General features: G+C 69.6%; 16 protein-coding genes and 1 pseudogene. 7 read left to right on the forward strand and 10 right to left on the reverse strand.

Going from position 1 to position 18,120, the window contains the following annotated elements; genetic code table 11:
* Window positions 1-38: 38 nt before the first annotated feature.
* The 3 genes and pseudogenes from OHT21_RS16175 to OHT21_RS16185 form a co-directional block, all read right to left on the reverse strand.
* A complete protein-coding gene (locus OHT21_RS16175; RefSeq protein WP_328769022.1) occupies window positions 39-2,066 on the reverse strand; it encodes a thioredoxin domain-containing protein in 2,028 nt (675 codons plus the stop codon).
* A gap of 44 nt (window positions 2,067-2,110) precedes the next feature.
* Window positions 2,111-2,428 (reverse strand): helix-turn-helix domain-containing protein, encoded by a 318-nt coding sequence (locus OHT21_RS16180; protein ID WP_328769023.1) that lies wholly within the window; start codon window positions 2,426-2,428, stop codon window positions 2,111-2,113.
* Window positions 2,425-2,786: pseudogene (locus OHT21_RS16185) on the reverse strand (type II toxin-antitoxin system RelE/ParE family toxin). Before OHT21_RS16185 ends, OHT21_RS16180 begins: the two are co-directional and overlap by 4 nt.
* A gap of 290 nt (window positions 2,787-3,076) precedes the next feature.
* Between OHT21_RS16185 and OHT21_RS16190 the strand changes: the two are divergent.
* Window positions 3,077-6,280, forward strand: a complete 3,204-nt coding sequence (locus OHT21_RS16190) for a tetratricopeptide repeat protein (RefSeq protein ID WP_328769024.1) — start codon at window positions 3,077-3,079, stop codon at window positions 6,278-6,280.
* Window positions 6,281-6,386: 106 nt separating this feature from the next.
* Here the strand turns inward: OHT21_RS16190 and OHT21_RS16195 are convergent, their stop codons facing one another.
* Both OHT21_RS16195 and mca read right to left on the reverse strand, forming a co-directional pair.
* The gene (locus OHT21_RS16195) at window positions 6,387-6,656 is read right to left on the reverse strand and encodes a hypothetical protein (RefSeq protein WP_328769025.1); all 270 of its coding nucleotides are present in this window, start codon (window positions 6,654-6,656) and stop codon (window positions 6,387-6,389) included.
* Between the two features lie 6 nt (window positions 6,657-6,662).
* The gene (gene mca / locus OHT21_RS16200) at window positions 6,663-7,541 is read right to left on the reverse strand and encodes a mycothiol conjugate amidase Mca (RefSeq protein WP_328769026.1); all 879 of its coding nucleotides are present in this window, start codon (window positions 7,539-7,541) and stop codon (window positions 6,663-6,665) included.
* Between the two features lie 122 nt (window positions 7,542-7,663).
* Here mca and OHT21_RS16205 point away from each other — a divergent pair, with 122 nt between their 5' ends.
* Both OHT21_RS16205 and greA read left to right on the forward strand, forming a co-directional pair.
* Window positions 7,664-8,062 (forward strand): DUF4307 domain-containing protein, encoded by a 399-nt coding sequence (locus OHT21_RS16205; protein WP_328769027.1) that lies wholly within the window; start codon window positions 7,664-7,666, stop codon window positions 8,060-8,062.
* A 214-nt stretch (window positions 8,063-8,276) separates the two neighbouring features.
* Window positions 8,277-8,774, forward strand: coding sequence for a transcription elongation factor GreA (greA, locus tag OHT21_RS16210; RefSeq protein WP_328769028.1), 498 nt, complete (start codon window positions 8,277-8,279; stop codon window positions 8,772-8,774).
* 77 nt (window positions 8,775-8,851) lie between these two features.
* Here greA and OHT21_RS16215 read toward each other — a convergent pair whose 3' ends face one another.
* The 3 genes from OHT21_RS16215 to ilvA form a co-directional block, all read right to left on the reverse strand.
* Window positions 8,852-9,697 (reverse strand): ABC transporter permease, encoded by an 846-nt coding sequence (locus OHT21_RS16215; protein ID WP_328769029.1) that lies wholly within the window; start codon window positions 9,695-9,697, stop codon window positions 8,852-8,854.
* Window positions 9,694-10,755 (reverse strand): ATP-binding cassette domain-containing protein, encoded by a 1,062-nt coding sequence (locus OHT21_RS16220; RefSeq protein WP_328769030.1) that lies wholly within the window; start codon window positions 10,753-10,755, stop codon window positions 9,694-9,696. Before OHT21_RS16220 ends, OHT21_RS16215 begins: the two co-directional genes overlap by 4 nt.
* A 221-nt stretch (window positions 10,756-10,976) precedes the next feature.
* A complete protein-coding gene (gene ilvA, locus OHT21_RS16225; RefSeq protein ID WP_328769031.1) occupies window positions 10,977-12,206 on the reverse strand; it encodes a threonine ammonia-lyase in 1,230 nt (409 codons plus the stop codon).
* Window positions 12,207-12,368: 162 nt separating this feature from the next.
* Here ilvA and OHT21_RS16230 point away from each other — a divergent pair, with 162 nt between their 5' ends.
* The 3 genes from OHT21_RS16230 to OHT21_RS16240 all read left to right on the forward strand — a co-directional run bounded on the left by OHT21_RS16230 (window position 12,369) and on the right by OHT21_RS16240 (window position 13,781).
* Window positions 12,369-12,881 (forward strand): MarR family winged helix-turn-helix transcriptional regulator, encoded by a 513-nt coding sequence (locus OHT21_RS16230; protein ID WP_328774100.1) that lies wholly within the window; start codon window positions 12,369-12,371, stop codon window positions 12,879-12,881.
* 142 nt (window positions 12,882-13,023) lie between these two features.
* Entirely contained in the window at window positions 13,024-13,533 is a 510-nt protein-coding gene (locus OHT21_RS16235) for a sigma factor-like helix-turn-helix DNA-binding protein (protein ID WP_328769032.1), read from the forward strand.
* Window positions 13,530-13,781: a hypothetical protein gene (locus OHT21_RS16240; RefSeq protein ID WP_443050375.1), complete on the forward strand. Its 252-nt coding sequence runs from the start codon at window positions 13,530-13,532 to the stop codon at window positions 13,779-13,781. Before OHT21_RS16235 ends, OHT21_RS16240 begins: the two co-directional genes overlap by 4 nt.
* Window positions 13,782-13,835: 54 nt before the next feature.
* On the opposite strand, the gene OHT21_RS16245 is transcribed toward OHT21_RS16240, so the two are convergent.
* A complete protein-coding gene (locus OHT21_RS16245) occupies window positions 13,836-14,990 on the reverse strand; it encodes a cystathionine gamma-synthase (protein ID WP_328769033.1) in 1,155 nt (384 codons plus the stop codon).
* Window positions 14,991-15,132: 142 nt separating this feature from the next.
* Between OHT21_RS16245 and OHT21_RS16250 the strand changes: the two genes are divergently transcribed.
* Window positions 15,133-16,254: a hypothetical protein gene (locus tag OHT21_RS16250; RefSeq protein WP_328769034.1), complete on the forward strand. Its 1,122-nt coding sequence runs from the start codon at window positions 15,133-15,135 to the stop codon at window positions 16,252-16,254.
* A gap of 107 nt (window positions 16,255-16,361) precedes the next feature.
* Here OHT21_RS16250 and OHT21_RS16255 read toward each other — a convergent pair whose 3' ends face one another.
* Window positions 16,362-18,023 (reverse strand): transposase, encoded by a 1,662-nt coding sequence (locus tag OHT21_RS16255; protein ID WP_328769035.1) that lies wholly within the window; start codon window positions 18,021-18,023, stop codon window positions 16,362-16,364.
* Window positions 18,024-18,120: the final 97 nt, after the last annotated feature.

Below are 18,120 nucleotides of genomic sequence, written 5' to 3' on the forward strand. Positions count from 1 at the left end.
GAGACGAGGAGCACCGCTCTTGAGCGGCCTCGGGGACGTCAAGAAACCAGCTTCTCCCGCAGGGACCCCACATCCGTCACCGGTGCATCGCACGTGAAGTGGCGGCAGACGTACGCCGCCGGTTCGCCCTCGACCAGCGGCCGGTCGGCGAGAAGCGGGAGTTCGTCGCTGCCGGGCGTACCCGCCGCGACGACCGCTCCCGGGGCGGTGGCAAGGAGGGCGGTGCGGTGAAGGTCCTTCGTCGCCGGGGAGTCCGCCGGTCCGACCACGGCCACCTCACGCGGCCCGTCGAGCAGCGCCTCCGCCGTCGCGAGCCCCCAGCCGATGAAGCGCGGCGCCCGCGGACCGAGGGCCTTGACGACGCCCAACGCCCGTTCCGCAGCCGTGCGATGAGGCTCGGCGCCGGTCTGCGCCGCGTAACTCAACAACGCACCGGCCGCCGCGCTCCACCCCGAGGGCGTGGCGCTGTCGGTCGGGTCTTGCGGGCGGCGGATCAACTGCTCGGCATCGGCGGCCGTGTCGTACAAGGCCCCCGACTCCTCGTCCACGAACCGCGTCAGCACATGGTCAAGCAGGAACCCGGCGAACTCCAGCCAGACCCCCTCACCGGTCACCGAGGCAAGCGCCAGGAACCCCTCGGCGACATCCGCGTAGTCCTCCAACACGCCCGCGTTCGCGCCGACTTGGCCATCCTTCGACGTACGGGCCAGCCGGGCGCGCTCGTCCAGATGCAGACGTACGAGAAGATCGGCGGCACCGAGCGCGGCCTCGACGAGGTCGGGGCGGTCGAAGTACGCGCCGGTCTCCGCGAGAGCGGCGATCGCGAGCCCGTTCCAGGCGGCGACCACCTTGTCATCGCGTCCAGGAGCGGGCCGCTGGGCACGCGCATGGATGAGCCGCTGCTTGATGGACTCGATCCGCTCGGCGTCGAACACGCCGTCCTGCTGCGGGAGTTGAAGAACGGAGTCGCCCTCCTCGAAGGTTCCTTCCTCCGTCACGCCGAAGTACTGAGCGGCGAGTTCAGCGTCCTCAGCGCCGAGGACGTCGGCGAGCTGACGGGGCGTCCACACGTAGTACGCGCCCTCGACATGCTTCCCGGTCCCGTCATCGCTGTCGGCGTCGAGCGCAGAGGAGAACCCGCCCTCGTTCGTACGGAGTTCACGGACCATGAAGTCGGCGGTTTCGAGGGCGATGCGGCGGGCGAGATCGGAGCCGGTGGCCCGCCACAGGTGGGCGTACACGCGGCACAGCAGCGCATTGTCATAGAGCATCTTCTCGAAGTGCGGCACCACCCACTCACGGTCCACGGAGTACCGCGCGAATCCGCCCCCGAGCTGGTCATAGATCCCGCCGCGCGCCATCCGCTCACACGTATCGGCAGCCATCTGCAACGCACCTTCGGCCCCGGTCCGCGCGTGATGGCGCAACAGAAACTCGATCACCATGGACGGCGGAAACTTCGGCGCCCCTCCGAACCCACCACGCTGGACGTCGTAATCCCGAGTGAGCCCGAGCAACGCCTGCGCCAGCTCCTCCTCACCGGGCACGCTCGCGTCCCCGTACGAGATCTCCCGCCCGGCAAGATCCCGCGCGATCTTCCCGGCAACGTCTGCGACCTCCTCACGCCGGTCACTCCAGGCACTGTGCACACCCTCCAGCACCTGCCGGAAGGAGGGCATGCCCTGCCGGGGCGCGGGCGGGAAGTAGGTCCCGAAGTAGAACGGCTCGGCATCCGGGGTGAGGAAGACGGTCATGGGCCAGCCGCCCTGCCCGGTGGCGGCCTGCACGGCTTCCATGTAGACGGCGTCCACGTCGGGCCGCTCCTCGCGGTCGACCTTGACGCTGACGAAGTGCGCGTTGAGGTAGTCGGCGGTCTCCTGGTCCTCGAACGACTCGTGAGCCATGACGTGACACCAGTGGCAACTTGAATAGCCGACGCTCAGCAGCACGGGAACGCCGCGTTTGCGCGCCTCCTCGAAAGCGTCGACCGACCACGGCCACCAGTCGACCGGGTTCTCAGCGTGCTGGAGGAGGTACGGGGACGTCTCATGGGCCAGGCGATTCATGCTCCCAGCCTCCCACGCGAACCTGGTTCCGCCACGTACTCGCCTCAGGCGATGGCCGCGATGTCCCCGTCGTCGAAGTAGATGGCCTGATGCAGACGTCCCCCCAGCGCGGCAGCGAACCGAGCGAGGACGTCCTGACCGGAAATGTGTCCCCGCTCGATCTGCGACACACGCCCCTTGGTGACGCCCATACGGTCGGCCACATCCTGCTGAGTCAGCCCTCGGGCTCGCCGCAGCTCCGCCAGGCGACGCCCGGTCATCTCTGCGAGAAGCTCTTCCTTGCCCTCCCGCACAGCCTCTTCGCCGCCGGCACGAGCAACATGCTCAGCGCGGATGTCCTGCCAGCGCGTGTAGCCGCTCACGATCGCCCTCCTTCTTCTTGAGCTCGTTCCTTCACGTAGATCTCGTAGCGCTCCTCAGCCAGAGGAATCGCCTCCCGGTACCACTCGTTCCACCGCCCCGCTTTGTCCCCTGCCACCAGCAGAATGCTGCAGCGCCACGGATCGAATGCGAACAGGATCCGCACCGTGCCAGGACGCAATTCCTTGAGGTTCGCCATCGAGGAGCCGTGAATCGTGTCCACCAGCGGGCGCCCCAGTCCCGGGCCTCCCTCCGCCGCGCATCCAGCGCCTGAACCACCCGGGCATGTGCCGGACCATCAAGGCTGCCGGTCCACTCTCGCACCTCGTCTACGAGGAAGATCTCCCATTCACCATCCACCGACAAGTATAGCGAACGCTATACGTTCCTTCCTATGGCCGCCGGCGCCGGCGCCCCGGGGCCATCCGGCCGCAGCACGCGGAACGCGGCGCGGATCACGGGGGCGCGATGCGGATCACCGGCCCGCACCGGGGGTAGGTGATGGGTCGGGCATGTGCGGATCAAGTCCGTACGGGTCCTTGCGGTCGGCTTCTGAGGGCGTGAACATGCCAATCGCTCTCTCGCCTTCGCACTCCGTCCGCAGGACACTTGACCCGGAATAAGCCGTTGCTGGTGGAGGGGGACCTGACATGCGGGACAGCCATCGGGCTGAGGCCGAGCGGCTGTTGGCCCGGGCCGTGGAGGAGGAGGTCCGGCGGTCGGGCGGGCGGATCGACGGGAGTGTGCTGCTGTCACGGGCGCGTGGGGCGCTGGACGCCATCGCGGGGACGGCGGCCGAGGAGTACGAGGCGTATACGAAGGCGCTGGACGAGGCGGAGGCCGGGCGGCTGACGTTCGGGCAGCGGTGGGCGCGTGAGGGTGCCGGAACTCCCCTGCTGGTCGCGGTCGTTGCTGCTGTCGCGGCCTGTGTGGCGGACCTGGCGTTCGGTACGAGTACGGCGACGGCGATCGGTGCCGGAGCCGTGGTCGGTGTGGTGGGCGCCGCGGCGACGGTGGCGAAGGTGACCGCTTCGCATGTGCCGGCCGCGAGTCGCCGGGCCGGGGCTCTGGGGCAGCCGGGCGGACCTGAGCAGTTGCGGCTGCAGTGGCTGACGGCGCTGGAGGTGCGTGGTATCCGTCCGTTCCTGGACCAGCAGCGGGTGCTCAGCGCGTCGACCGGTCCGAAGCGGAAAGCGCCGCAGCTGCGGGGTACGGACAAGAGCGCGGCGGCGCGCAGGCGCAGTGTGCTGGAGCGTTCCTTCGACCAACTCCCGGATCCGGAGGGCCCGTTCGCGGGACGTAGACAGGAGCTGGGACGGGTGACGCAGTGGGTGCACGCGGCCCGCGCGAGTACGGAGACCAAGCCGACGGTGGTCGTGCTGCACGGCGCGCCGGGCTCGGGCCGCAGCACCCTGGCGATCCGTGCCGCGCACTCGCTGAAGGACCAGTTCCGGGGCGCGTGCGTGGTGGACCTGCGCGGCGACAGCCCGGAGGAGCCGCCGCTGTCCACCCGTGACGCGCTGCTGCATCTGCTCAACCGGCTCGGCGCGTCCCGCGAGCAGTTGCTGTTCCGGGAGCGTTCCTCGCCGGAGCAGCAGGTACGGCGGCTGAGCGAGCTCTACCACCAGCATCTGACGGGCATGCCGGTGACGATCGTGCTGGACGACGCGAGCGACGCCGAGCAGGTACGGACCCTGGTGCCCGAGCGCTCCGACAGCCTGGTCGTGGTCACGGCACGCAAGCCGCTGGATCTGCCCGCCGACCTCCCCGCCTGGGTGCACCAGCTCCCCGTGGAGGCGCTGGACTCGGCGGGTGCCGAGGAGTTGCTGAAGGCCGCGGCGCAGGACGCCTCAGGTCCGTACGACGCCGAATCCTGCGACCGCGTACGGGAGTTGTGCGGCGGCCTGCCGCTGGCGCTGCGCATCGCGGGCTCCTCACTCGGCCCGCGTACGCATCGTCAGCTGGCCACGGATCTCGCCGCGTACGGTCCGGTCGAGCCGGTCGAACGGGTGCTGTGGCTGCGCTACAGCGACCAGTCGGACACGGCCCGGCGGCTGCTGCGCCGCCTGGCGCTGGCCGGCCGCGCCTCGCTGGGTGCCGCGGCGGCGGCCGCCCTGCTGGCGACGGACGACGCGGAGGCGACCCGGCATCTGGAGGCGTTGTCGCGGGCCGGGCTCATCGATCATGTACGGGGCAGCCGTTACCGTCTGCACGATCTGGTCCGTGCCTTCGCGCAGGCCCGCCTGCTGGACGAGGAGGACCCGGCGGAGCGTACGGCCGCGCAGGAACGACTCATCGTGAACTACGGCGAGTTGGCGGACTCGGTGATCCGCCTGGTCGACGGCAAGACGTCGACGCGCGCGGACACGGTCGGCCCCCACGGCTTCACCTCGCTGGACGCGGCGCTGCGCTGGCTGGACGACGAGTCGAGCTTCATCACGGCGGCGCTGCGCCATGCGGAGGGCGTGAACCAAACGGCCGTACTGAACCTGCTCGGCGCCCTGTGCGACTACTGCCTGCTGCGCGGCGACCTCTACCGGCTGGGCGAGATCAGCGAGCTGACGCAGGCGGTCGACCAGGGACTGCTCATGCGCTCGGTCCAGTGGCGCACGGGCATCGCGGCCCGCCAGCTCGGCGAGCTCGACAAGGCGCGTACGCAGCTCGCTTCGGTGGTGGACCTGTACTTCGAGGCGCATCATGACGCGGGTGCGGCAAGGGCGTTGTGCTCGCTCGGCATCACGCTCCACCACCAGGGCAATCTCTCCGAGGCGGCGGCGAAGCTCCAGGAGGCCATGGATCTGCAGGCCTCTCCCGCCCTCGCGGCGGACCGCGCCTGGACGATGCACGCGCTGGCGGCGGTGGAGCGGGACCGGGCCCGGCTCGCCACGGCCCTGGATCTCCTCACGCAGGCGCTGGTCATGCACCGCCAGAGCGAGTCCGTGCACGGTGAGGCCTGGGCGCACTTCCAGCTCGGCCAGCTGGGGCTGCGCATGGGCGACGTACCGCGTGCGGAGGCGGAACTCCGCGAGGCCCTCGATCTGTACGGCCGCACCCGTGACCCGCGGGGTGAGGCCTGGGCCCTGACTCAGTTGGCGCGGGCTCGCCTGGTGGACGGTGACGCGTCCTCCGCCGTGGACGGACTGCGCCAGGCGATCTCGCGTCATCGTGACAACGAGGACGCGCGGGGCGAGGCGTGGACGGTGTACTACCTGGGCCAGGCCCTGGAGGAGTCGGGCAATCTGGACCAGGCGGTGCGCGAACTGGAGCGTTCGCGGACCATGTTCTCCCGCATCCGGGACGTGTACGGCCTGGCATGCGCCCGCCACCACTCGGCCCGCGCCACGCGCGATCAACGGGCGGTCCAGACGGGCTCGTTGCGCAACTCCGGCTTCGCCCGCCAGCTCCTGGTGGACGCCCGCGCGGACTTCCAGCGCATCGGCGTGGCTCACGGCGAGGCGTGGACGTGCCTGGAGCTGGCCGTGGTGGACGCGGGCAACGCCCGTACGCAGTCGGCTCTCTCGCTGTGCGACGAGGCGGCGAGCCTGTTCGCCTCGTACGGCGACCGGCGGGGCGAGGACTGGGCCCGCTTCCTGCGCTGCACCCTGCTCCCCTACGCCTCCCCGGGCGGCGCCGAGATCGGCACAGCCGTGGCCCAGGAGGAGCTGACCCAGCTCTCCCGCAGCAACCACCCGACCCGCGACGGAAAGCTCGACGACTATATCGAGGCGTACCAGCTGCTGCTGGAACGGGGCGTCGACCTGGACGCGGGCTGGCAGGCCTGGCGCTTGGGGATGGTGCCGAACCGGCATGCGCGGGAGGTCATGGGGGTGGCGGTGGCGGCTCGGTCTTCGTAGGGGCGGCTCGGTCGTTGGTGGGGTGGTTCAGCGACTTCATGACACCCAGTGGGTGTCATGGGTGTCATGAAGTCATGCCGTCACTCCAGCTCAAGCCGCTGAGCGCTCAGCCCTTCGCAGGCGAGGCCTTCCCCCCGGAACCGGCCTTCTTGTCGGAGGCATCGGAGGCGTCCCCCTTCGGGTCCTTCTCCTCCTCGAAGTCGACCTTGCCCATGTGCCGGTTCATCGACTTCATCAGCCCCCACACCGCCACGGCCATCACCGCGAACACGATGAAGCCGAGGACGCCAGGGGTCACCTTGTCCTCGTCGACCTCTGCCGCGAGGGGGACCAGGTGCGTCATTGCCAGGCTTGCGCTTGCGCTCATGTCAGGCATTGTCTCTCAGGACTGCCGGACGCCCGCGAAGAGGTCGTCCTCGGGGAGGGACGTATCGACGAGGGACTTCGCGAGCTCGTACTCCTCCGTCGGCCAGACCTCCTTCTGGATCTCCATCGGGACGCGGAACCAGCCCCCGTCGGGGTCGATCTGCGTGGCGTGGGCGATCAGGGCCTTGTCGCGGATCTCGTAGAAGTCGGCGCACGGAACGTGTGTGGTCAGGGTCCGCTCGTCGCGCTGGAACTCGTCCCAACGCTTGAGCCACTCCCCGTAGGGGGATTCCATGCCGCGCTCCAGCAGCGCGTTGTGCAGCGCCTCGGTGCGCGGGCGGTTGAAGCCCTGGTTGTAGTAGAGCTTCTGCGGCTGGTAGGCCGGGCCGAACTCCGACTCCGGGTACTTCTCGGTGTCCGCCGCCCCCTCGAACGCCACCATCGAGATCTTGTGGGTCATGATGTGGTCGGGGTGCGGATAACCGCCGTTCTCGTCATAGGTGGTGATCACCTGCGGGCGGAAGGAGCGGATCTTGCGGACCAGTTCGCCCGAAGCCTTGTCGACGTCCTCCAGCGCGAAACAGCCCTCGGGCAGCGGCGGCAGCGGGTCGCCCTCGGGCAGTCCCGAGTCGACGAAGCCGAGCCACTCCTGCTTGACACCGAGGATCTCGCGGGCCTCGTCCATCTCCTTCTTGCGTACTTCGTGGATGTGCTCCTCGACGTACTTGTCACCCTGAAGCTTCGGATTGAGGATGGAGCCGCGCTCCCCGCCCGTGCAGGTCACGACCAGCACGTCCACCCCCTCGGACACGTACTTCGCCATGGTGGCCGCGCCCTTCGACGACTCGTCGTCGGGGTGGGCGTGTACGGCCATCAGTCGCAGCTGGTCAGTCAAATCACAATCCTCGTCAGTCGGCGCCCCGTATGTATCGGCGCGATCGGCGGCTTCTATAGTGACCGAATCGGGGGGCGAAAAATTCCGGGTCCGGCCCTTTGCGCCCCGCAGAGAGGACGATCATGAGTACGGCGAGTACGCAGCTGCCCGAGGGCCGCTACGGCCGCTCCGCGGACGAGCGTGCCGACCGCAAGCTCAAGATCATCGGAAGTGTCCTGGGCGTCGCTCTCCTCCTCCTCGTCGGCTGGTTCGCCTACCACTACGTGGGCGGCAACAAGATCAGCGCCGAAGTGATCTCCTTCGACACCTCCGCCGGCTCGGTCAAGGTGCACCTGGAGGTACGCAAGGACGCGGACGCCGACGGCTACTGCACCATCCGCTCGCAGGCCGAGAACGGCGCCGAAGTGGGCCGCGCCCACTTCACCTTCGACCAGAACGCCACGCGCATCGACAAGGTCGTCACGCTGCGTACGACGTCCCAGGGCACCACCGCGGAGCTGCTCGGCTGCCACGCCAACTGACTCCGGGCTCGCTGGGCGCCGGTGGCGCCGGGCCTCGGTCCGCACGCGCCGACTGGAATACGTCGACGCTGACCTGCGTTGATGTGATTCTGATGGCTTATGTCCTCCCCCTTCGCCCGCTGAATTGTTAGGCTCGTGGTTTCGCCCTCCCCTGGAGGAACATTCTTCTGGGTAGGGCGATGCTTTGTATTCCCAGTACCGACGAGGAGCACCTGTGACCCAGACCAGCGAGAACGTCACCTGGCTGACCCAGGAGGCGTACAACCAGCTGAAGGCCGAGCTGGAGTACCTGTCTGGTCCTGCGCGCACGGAGATCGCCGCCAAGATCGCGGCCGCGCGCGAGGAGGGCGACCTGCGCGAGAACGGCGGGTACCACGCGGCCAAGGAGGAGCAGGGCAAGCAGGAGCTCCGGGTGCGCCAGCTGACCCAGCTCCTTGAGAACGCGAAGGTCGGCGAGGCGCCGGCGGCCGATGGTGTGGTCGCGCCCGGCATGGTCGTCACCATCGCCTTCGACGGTGACGAGGACGACACGCTGACGTTCCTGCTCGCCTCGCGCGAGTACGCGAGCTCGGACATCGAGACGTACTCGCCCCAGTCCCCGCTGGGCTCCGGCGTGAACGGCAAGAAGGTCGGCGAGGACGCCCAGTACGAACTGCCGAACGGCAAGCTCGCCTCGGTCAAGATCCTCGAGGCCAAGCCGTACACAGCCTGAGTCTGAGCTGAGCCCCCGGCCGAGGTCGCCCTCGCACCGGGGGTTTCCTCATGGCCGGGGGTTTCCTCGTACGTACGTTACGCCGTCGCCGAGCGGTACTTGCGCACCGCCAGCGTCCGGAATATGACGATGATCAGGATCGAGTAGATCAGCGAGGCCCAGACCGGGTGCTGCATGGGCCAGGCGTCCGACGGTGAGACCCCGGGGTTGCCGAACAGCACGCGGCAGGCCTGCACCGTGGCGCTGAACGGATTCCAGTCGGCGACATGCTGCAACCAGGGCGTCATCCTGCTGGAGTCCACGAACGCGTTCGAGACGAATGTGACCGGGAAGAGCCAGATCAGCCCGCCGGAGGTGGCCGCCTCGGGCGTACGCACGGAGAGGCCTATCAGTGCGCCGATCCACGTGAACGCGTACCCGGCCAGGAGCAGCAAGGCGAAGGCGCCGAGCACCTCACCGGCGCTGGTGTGGGTGCGCCAGCCGACGAGAAGGGCGACGACGGCCAGCACGAACACCGTAACCGCCGTCTGCACCAGGTCGGCGAGCGTGCGGCCGGTCAGTACGGCTCCGCGAGCCATGGGCAGTGAGCGGAAGCGGTCTATGAGCCCCTTGTGCATATCGTCGGCGATGCCCGCTCCGGCGCCCGCGGTGGCAAAGGTGACAGTCTGCGCGAAGATGCCGGCCATCAGGAACTCGCGGTACGTGCCCGGGTCCGTACTGCCGGCGATGTTCATGGAGCCGCCGAACACATAACTGAACAGCACCACGAACATGATCGGCTGGAAGAGCCCGAAGATGATCATCTCGGGGATGCGGCTCATCCGGATCAGATTGCGCTGGGCAACGACGAGGGAGTCGCGCACGGACTGGCCGATGGCACTCCCCGGCTGCGCGACGCGCACGGTGTCGCTGACGGCGCTCATTCTGCGGCCTCCTTCTCGTCCTTGTCCTGCTTGACCTTGTCCTGCTTGACCTTGTCCTGCTTGGACTTGGGCTTACGGCCCTTGGCGTCCTGCACCAAGCCGTTCTCATCGTCCTCGGCCTCGGCGTGGTGTCCCGTCAGGGAGAGGAAGACGTCGTCGAGGGTGGGGCGGCGCAGGCCGATGTCGTCGATCTCGATGCCACGGGTGTCGAGTTCGCGGATGACCTCCGCGAGGAGCTTGGCGCCGCCGGTCACGGGCACGGTCAGCTTGCGTGTGTGCTCCTCGACGGTCGTCTCACCCTTGCCGAAGCCCCGAAGCACCTCGGACGCGGTGGCTATGTGCTCGCGCTCGTGGACGACGACCTCTACGCGCTCGCCGCCGGTCCGAGCCTTGAGCTGGTCCGAGGTGCCGCGGGCGATGACGCGGCCGTGGTCCACGACGCAGATGTCGTGGGCGAGGTGGTCGGCCTCTTCGAGGTACTGGGTGGTCAGCAGCAGGGTCGTACCGCCGGAGACCAGTCGCTTGATGACCTCCCACAGCTGCTGGCGGTTGCGCGGGTCGAGACCGGTCGTCGGCTCGTCCATGAACATGACCGGTGGCGAGACGACGAGCGCCGCCGCGAGGTCGAGCCGGCGGCGCATGCCGCCGGAGTACGTCTTGGCGGGGCGGTCGGCGGCGTCGGCGAGGTTGAACTGCTCGAGCAGCTCGCCCGCCCGCACCTTCGCGTCCTTCGCCTTCATCTGGTAGAGCTGGCCGACCATTTGGAGGTTCTCGCGGCCGGTCAGATACTCGTCGACCGCGGCGAACTGGCCGGACAGGCCGATCGAGCGCCGTACTTCGTTGGGGTTCTTGAGTACGTCGATGCCTGCGACGATCGCCTTGCCCCGGTCGGGGCGCAGCAGTGTGGTCAGGCAGCGGACCGCGGTGGTCTTGCCCGCGCCGTTCGGCCCGAGCAGGCCCAGCACGGTGCCCTCCGGGACATCGAAGTCGACGCCGTCCAGAGCCCTTACGTCACCGAAGGTCTTCACGAGGCCTTCGGCGTAGATGGCGCCTGGCATGTGATCTCTCCACGTCGTTGGGGTTTCTTCGGAAAGATGGGGATGGCGCACTTGGTTCTGTCATGAGTGACGACTGACACACCATAACGCGATGTATCGCGTCTCTCAACGGGTTTTTCCAGGCTGTGGATAACTGGGGACCTGGCCTCCGCCGCCGGTCTGACGGGCTTCGGACCGACGGCTGCGAACTGATGGGCTGCGGTCTGGCGGACCGCCCGACGTCAGTCGATGACCGTGTACCCGGCCTTGCGCAGCGCCTGCCCCACCTCGGCGCAGTGCTCCGGCCCCTTGGTCTCCAGGTGCAGCTCCACCTCCGCCTCTGTGAGCCCGAGCCGCGGGTCGGTCCGTACGTGGCTCACATCGAGGACGTTAGCGTCCACCACTGACAACACCCCGAGGAGCGTGGCCAGGGCGCCGGGGCGGTCCGTCAGCCGCAGCCGGACCTGGAGGTAGCGGCCGCCAGCGGCCATGCCGTGCCGGAGGATGCGCTGCATCAGCAGCGGGTCCACATTGCCGCCGGACAGCACCGCCACGACCGGCCCTTCGAATTCCTCGGGCGTGCTCAGCAGTGCCGCGACGGGGCTCGCGCCGGCCGGCTCGACGACCAGCTTGGCCCGTTCCAGGCACAGCAGCAGGGCGCTGGACAGGGCGTCCTCGGAGACCGTACGGACCTCGTCCACCAGATCGCCGACGATACGGAAGGGCACGTCGCCGGGGCGTCCCACCTTGATGCCGTCGGCCATCGTCGCCGGGTTGTCGATGGACACCGGGCGCCCCGCCGCCAGCGAGGGCGGGTACGCCGCCGCGCCCGCAGCCTGTACGCCCACGATCCGTACGTCGGGCCGCAGCGACTTCACGGCGATCGCGATGCCCGCGGCGAGACCGCCGCCGCCGATCCCGATGACGATCGTGCGCACCTCGGGGCACTGCTCCAGGATCTCCAGGCCGACCGTGCCCTGGCCCGCGATGATGTCGGGGTGGTCGAAGGGGTGGATGAACACGGCGCCCGTTTCGGCCGCGTACTCCTGTGCGGCGGCCAGCGTCTCGTCGACCACCGTTCCATGCAGTCGCACCTCGGCGCCGTAGTGGCGGGTCGCGGCGACCTTCGGCAGCGGGGCGCCGGTCGGCATGAACACCGTGGAGTGCACTCCGAGCAGCGAGGAGGCGAGGGCCACGCCCTGGGCGTGGTTGCCGGCGCTCGCCGCGACGACTCCCGCGGCGCGCTCCTCGGGCAGCAGTCCGGCTATCCGCACGTACGCGCCGCGCAGCTTGAACGAGCCCGTCCGCTGCAGGTTCTCGCACTTGAAGTGCACCGGCGCGCCCACAAGGCCGGACAGATGCCTGCTGCCCTCCATGGCGGTCACCCGTGCCACGCCCGCGAGCATCTTCTGGGCGCCGCGCACGTCGTCGAGGGTCACCGTCGGCAAGGAGTCAGCCGTGCTGTAGCTCATGACCACCAGTCTCGCAGCTCATGCACCGCCCCACGGGCTGTGACCAAGCTCCGGCGCCTGTTTGCGCAGCGCTGGTACGGCCCGCCCGCCGTCCGCGTACTCTGTCCACCAACCCAGCCCCACGCATGAATAGAGCCCCCGGCCATGCCCACAACACCAGAAATGTCGATGGACATGACGACCGTCGGTGAAACCGGTCTTCTCGAATCGCTCCAGCACGAGGTGGCGGTGTTCGCCCGCCGTGCAGAACAGACCCGGCTCGGCGGGGTCGGGCAGGTCCGCAACTCCATGGACCGCGCCGCATATCTGCTGCTCAACCGCCTCGACAAGGAAGGCCCGATGGGCGTCAAGGCGCTCGCCGCGAGCATGGGCATCGACTCGTCGACGGTCACTCGTCAGGTCGCGCCGCTCGTGGACACCGGGCTCGTCAAGCGCACCTCGCACCCGGAGGACGGGCGTGCCGTGGTGCTCCAGCTGTCGCCGCGCGGGCTCTCGCGGCTGGAGGAAGTCCGTTCCTCCAGGCGGCAGTTGATGGCCGAACTCACCGAGGACTGGACGGCGGAGGAGCGGGAGGCGTTCTGCACCCTCCTCACGCGGTTCAACGTCGCGCTGTCCGCCCGGATGGCCGCGGCCGCGGTGGACGGGGCCTCCGTAGAGGCGCCCTCGCCCTCCTGACGGCCCCCTTCTGACCGCCCGCATGCGTCTGCCTCTTGACCAAGGGGCCGTGCCTGGCCTCATATGAGATCGGGTCCCTGTAGTACGCGATTTTCCTCGCCGTACGCCCCAGGGGTCCGGTTTCCCAGAGTCGGGAGGCGCGGTGCGAGAACGGCAGGCGTCCCAAGGCGCCCGCCGGGCCCGGGAGTTCGAGGCATTCGTCGCGGGCGCGGCAGGGCGGCTGCTGCATGCGGCCACACTCCTGACGGCGGAGTCGCCGAACGACAACCCACGCGCGCGGCGCCTGCTCACGGCGTCCCTGGCCCATACGTACGCCTCCTGGGGCCGGCTGCGCGGCGAGGACCCGTACGACCGCACCCGGCAGCAGCTGGCGGTGCGCTTCGCGCGCGGGGCCTGGCACCAGTACGGCGCGCTGAGCTGGCTGCACCCTCGTGGCGGGCCGGACACCGGCGGCGTACTGCACCGTCTCACTCCCCAGGAGCGGCTGGTCCTGGTGCTGCGCTACTTCGAGGGCGTGGCCGAGGAGCAGACGGCGGCACTGCTGGGGCTGCCCCTGGAGCGCGTACGGGCGATCGGTGCCCGGGCGACGGCGAACCTGCTGCATCCACCGCGTGAGGCGGCCCCGGCGGTGGCGAAGGTGGTGCCCTCATGAGCCCGATGGACCGCAGGGAGGGCGCCGTCCGCCGCATCCTGGAGGACGCGACGCCCTCTGTACCGCCCAACCTGCACGCGGACGTCGTACGGCGCGGCAACCGCATGCTGCGCCGCCAGAAGGCGGCCCGGCGGCTGCTGTGGCTACTGCTGTTCGCGGCCGCCCTGGCCTTCTTGGTGTGGGCGTCGATGGCCCGGCCGTGGGTGCAGCCGCCGTCGGAGGTGACTCCACCGCTCACCGGCTGGTAGCCGCCACCGGCCGGGCGGCGCGATTCCGGTCTGCCCTGGCCGACAGGTCTGCGCTCAGCCCAGGGCCTGTGCGAGGTCCTGAAGGAGGTCATCGACGTTCTCGATGCCTACGGAGAGGCGTACGAGATCGGCGGGCACCTCGAGTGCCGAGCCGGCCGCGGAGGCGTGCGTCATACGCCCCGGGTGCTCGATCAGGGACTCGACGCCGCCCAGGGACTCGCCCAGGGTGAACACCTTGGCGCGATTGCAGACCTCCACGGCGGCCTCCTCGCCGCCCGCGACCTGGAAGGAGACCATGCCGCCGAACGCCTTCATCTGCTTGGCGGCGACCTCGTGACCGGGGTGCTCCGCGAGGCCCGGGTACAGAACGCGCGTCACGCGCGCGTGCCTGCTGAGCATCTCGGCGACCTTGGCGGCGTTCTCGCTGTGCCGGTCCATCCGTACGGCGAGCGTCTTGATGCCGCGCAGCACCAGCCAGGAGTCGAAGGGGCCCGCGACCGCGCCCATCGCGTTCTGGTGGTACGCCAGTTCCTCGCCGAGCTCCTCGTCGTTCACGACGAGAGCGCCGCCCACGACGTCCGAGTGGCCGCCCATGTACTTGGTCAGCGAGTGCACCACCAGGTCGGCGCCGAGCGCGAGTGGCTGCTGGAGGTAGGGGCTGGCGAAGGTGTTGTCGACGACCAGCCTGGCGCCCGCCTCGCGCGCGATCTGGGCGACCGCGGCGATGTCCGTGATGCCGAGGAGCGGATTGGACGGGGTCTCCACCCAGACGATCTTGGTCTTGGGGGTGACGGCGGCCCGTACGGCGGCGGGATCGCTGGTGTCGGCGACCGACCACTCCACGCCCCACCGGGAGACAACCTTCGCGAAGAGGCGGAACGTACCGCCGTACGCGTCGTTGGGGATGACCACGTGGTCGCCGGGGCTGAGCAGCGTACGCAACAGGCAGTCCTCGGCCGCCAGTCCGGACGCGAACGCGAGGCCGCGGCGACCGCCTTCCAGGGCGGCGAGGTTCTCCTCCAGGGCCGTCCTGGTCGGATTGGCGCTGCGGCTGTACTCGTAGCCGCCGCGCAGTCCGCCGACGCCGTCCTGCTTGTAGGTCGAGACCTGGTAGATCGGCGGGACGACCGCGCCGGTGAGGGGATCCGCGGTGTTCCCCGCGTGGATCGCCACGGTTTCGAAGTGCTGGCTGATGTGCCTGTCGCTCATGGGCACCGAGGGTAATGCGCTTGCGCGGATCGTGACGGCCGGAGACTCTGACGGCGCCGGGACGGCGGTGCGAGCGACGGTTTTCCACAGGAACTGCCGACCAGGTTGGCCAATTGTCGGACCCGTCTGGTTCGCTTGAGACATGGAGATTCTCTGGGTCCTGATGGCGCTGGTCATGATGGGCTTCGTCCTCGGGCCGATCTTGATGCGCAGGCGTGCCGGTGGTATCCAGCAGGTCGCTCCCGGCGACCCGGACGCGGCCGACCCGGCGAACTACGGCTTCCTGCGCCAGGAGGAGCTGGACATCCGTATGCCCGGCCCCGATCCGGACCTGCTGGAGGTCCTGGACCTGGTGCAGCACAGCCAGGACTACCGGGGAGCGTCGCAGCTCCTCGCCGGCACGGAGACAGACGGCGAGCTGCGCTGGCAGCGCGTGCAGGCCTTCGCGGGCGCCGCGTCGCTGGAGCTGCAGCAGCGCCCCGGCGGGGTCAGCGACAGCCCCGGCGGGCAGTGGCTGCGGGTCTGGCGGACCGAGAAGCCCAAGGACGCGGGCGGCGCGGCCGTGCACGCGGAGTTCCTGGTGCAGCAGGCGTGGCGTACGTCGACACCGGGCACGGACGAGTTCCGGATCATCATGGAGGAGGCGAAGTCGGCCTGCGACGAGGCGGCGCTGCTCTCCCCCGGTGACCCGATCCCGTACATCATCGAGCTCTCCGTGGCGCGCGGACTGGCGTATCCACAGGCGGAGTTCGAGAAGCTCTGGCTGAAGATCCTCGACCGCGCCCCCGCGCACATGGGCGCGCATCTGGCGGCGCTGCACTACTGGTGCGAGAAGTGGCACGGCTCGCGCGAGGTGGCGTACAACTTCGCGGAAGCCGCTGCGGCGCGCGCCCCGCAGGGGTCGCTGCTCGCGGCGATGCCCCTCTTCGCGGTCTTCGAGCACCTGCCCGAGGTCAACCTCGTCCAGGGCTTCTACCAGAGCGAGGTCGTCACCAAGGCGGTCCACGGCGCGCTCTACGCGGTGCACGCGGCCCGCCCGGACGACCCGATGCTCGCCCACGTACGCCATCTCCTGGTGTTCTTCCTGGTACGCGGCGAGCGCTGGGCGGAGGCGATGAGCCAGCTCGTGCATGTCGACGGCCACGTAGGGGCGCTGCCATGGACGCTGACGCCGGACCCGGCGGCGGACTACGCGGTGTACCGGGCGCTGGCGGTCGCGGGATACGAGGCGAACGGAGGGAGCCCGGCGACGCTGCCGCGCTGACGGCCCGGTTGGAATTCCGGACGGGCCCCGTACGTTCACTGACCGGACCCACCGCCGAGGAGACCGCATGTTCCTGAACAGCCGTTCACCGCAGCTGCCCACCGTTCCTAGAGACTGAGCGGGAGTGAGTCCTGCTGCCAGGACCCATGGTCAGCCGAACGCCCCGAACGGTGTTGGGCGTTCTGGTTCCCCACGTTCGCTCCGCACCCGGCGCCAGCGGATCGTGTCCGTGGTCCGGGAATGTGGGGGCGGGGTCCCTCACGCCCGGGGACGCCGGATGGGGCCTGGACGGTCCGATGCCCCACCGCATCGCTCCGGTGCGGTGGGGGCGGTGTCGTCCTCCCCCAGCTACCGCTGGGAGGTGCCCCCAGCCGGATCCGGTGTCCCAGGGCGCGCCTGCCGATCGCCACGGCGGCCGCGTCGTGGCGTGTGGTGGTGCGGTCCTTACTGGTGAGGGGCTTTTGCCAGTACTGGGCGCCCCACTTCGAGGTGTACGCGGGGTCGACCGCGATGATCGCGATGCCGATGGCGTCGGCCATCGACGACAGCCGGGCCCGCAGCCTGCCGGTGGGCATACCGGAGATCAGCTGCCTGAACCGCTTGCGGCGGCCGTGCTTCTCACGGGTCTTCTCCGCCGTGAAGTCCAGATCTTCGACGGCGATCGCGGCCACGCCGCAGCCCTTCGCCCAATGCAGCAGCCGGGTCAGGGCGTGCCGGACCTGGGCGTCGCGGTGACCTGCGGTGCTGCCCGACAGGTCGTAGAAGAACCGCCGGGGATTGCCGACAGGGTTGCCGTGCACATCGAGGCGCCAGGCGGCCAGATGATCGGCGTTGGTGTCCACCGCGATCACCCCGTCGGCGAGGACGGCGTCCAGCGCGATGATCCGGGTCGGCGGAGACTGCCAGGCAGCGGTCACATACCAGCGGTTGCGGCCGGTGTCGTAGTGGATGCGGTAGGCGACGGCCCTGTTGACCTCGATGCGGTCGGCCCACTCGGTACCCCGGTGGGTGAAGCGGACCGTGCCGGTGAGGACGTACCGGCCGTGCGGGGCGTTCGCCAGGTCCTTCAGCGGAGCGGGCAGCTTGATGCTCAACCGGCCCTCCGGGGTGACACGGAGGGTCTCATTGCCATACCGCTTGCCGGACTCGCCGTCGGCCTGGAGGAACCACCGCTCGCACTCCCACCGCTCGCGCCACCCGGCCTCGGTCAGCTGCGCTGCCTGCAGATGGTGCCGGGTGCGGGCCAGTTGCTTGCCGCCGCGCACCACGTGCACGCTCCCGGCCTGGCGATCGGACCGCGCCCGCTCCAGCCGGTCCTGAAGGACGTGCAGGCGGCGGGACTTGGCGAACCACTCCTGCCTGCTGCGATAGCCGCCCGGCGTATTCTTCGACCCTTTCTGCCCGACTGGTTGTGCCAGCCGGTCCGCGATCGTGGCGACACCCGCCTCCAGGCTCTGGATGTGAGCGAGCTGGCCGCGGCGGGCCAGCGCCCACTGGTCGTGCGAAGCCTTGGTGATCGCCCCGGCCCAACGCGAAGACGCCACCAGCGTCAGCGCACGCTTCCTGGCCGCCCAGGTCTCGGTGGAGTGCTCCAGGCCGTCCACGCACCGGGCCTTGAGGTCCTTCGAGGCCAGCGCGCTCAGATGCGCGCCCACCAGGCGCAGCACCTTCTCGTCCTCGGGCGTCAGCTGCTTGATCCGGGTACGGATCGCGACACCGGCCGGGCCGGACACTACGAACGGCTCCACCACCTCCCGCAGCCCGCCCATCCGTCACCCCCGCCCAGCTCAGCCTCGAGAACCCCAACCCTGCCACCGCATCCAACGAAGCCGGCCCGTAAAGGTCACACATTCGACACCAGTACCT

It is taken from the genome of Streptomyces sp. NBC_00286, from assembly GCF_036173125.1.
GTDB lineage: Bacteria > Actinomycetota > Actinomycetes > Streptomycetales > Streptomycetaceae > Streptomyces.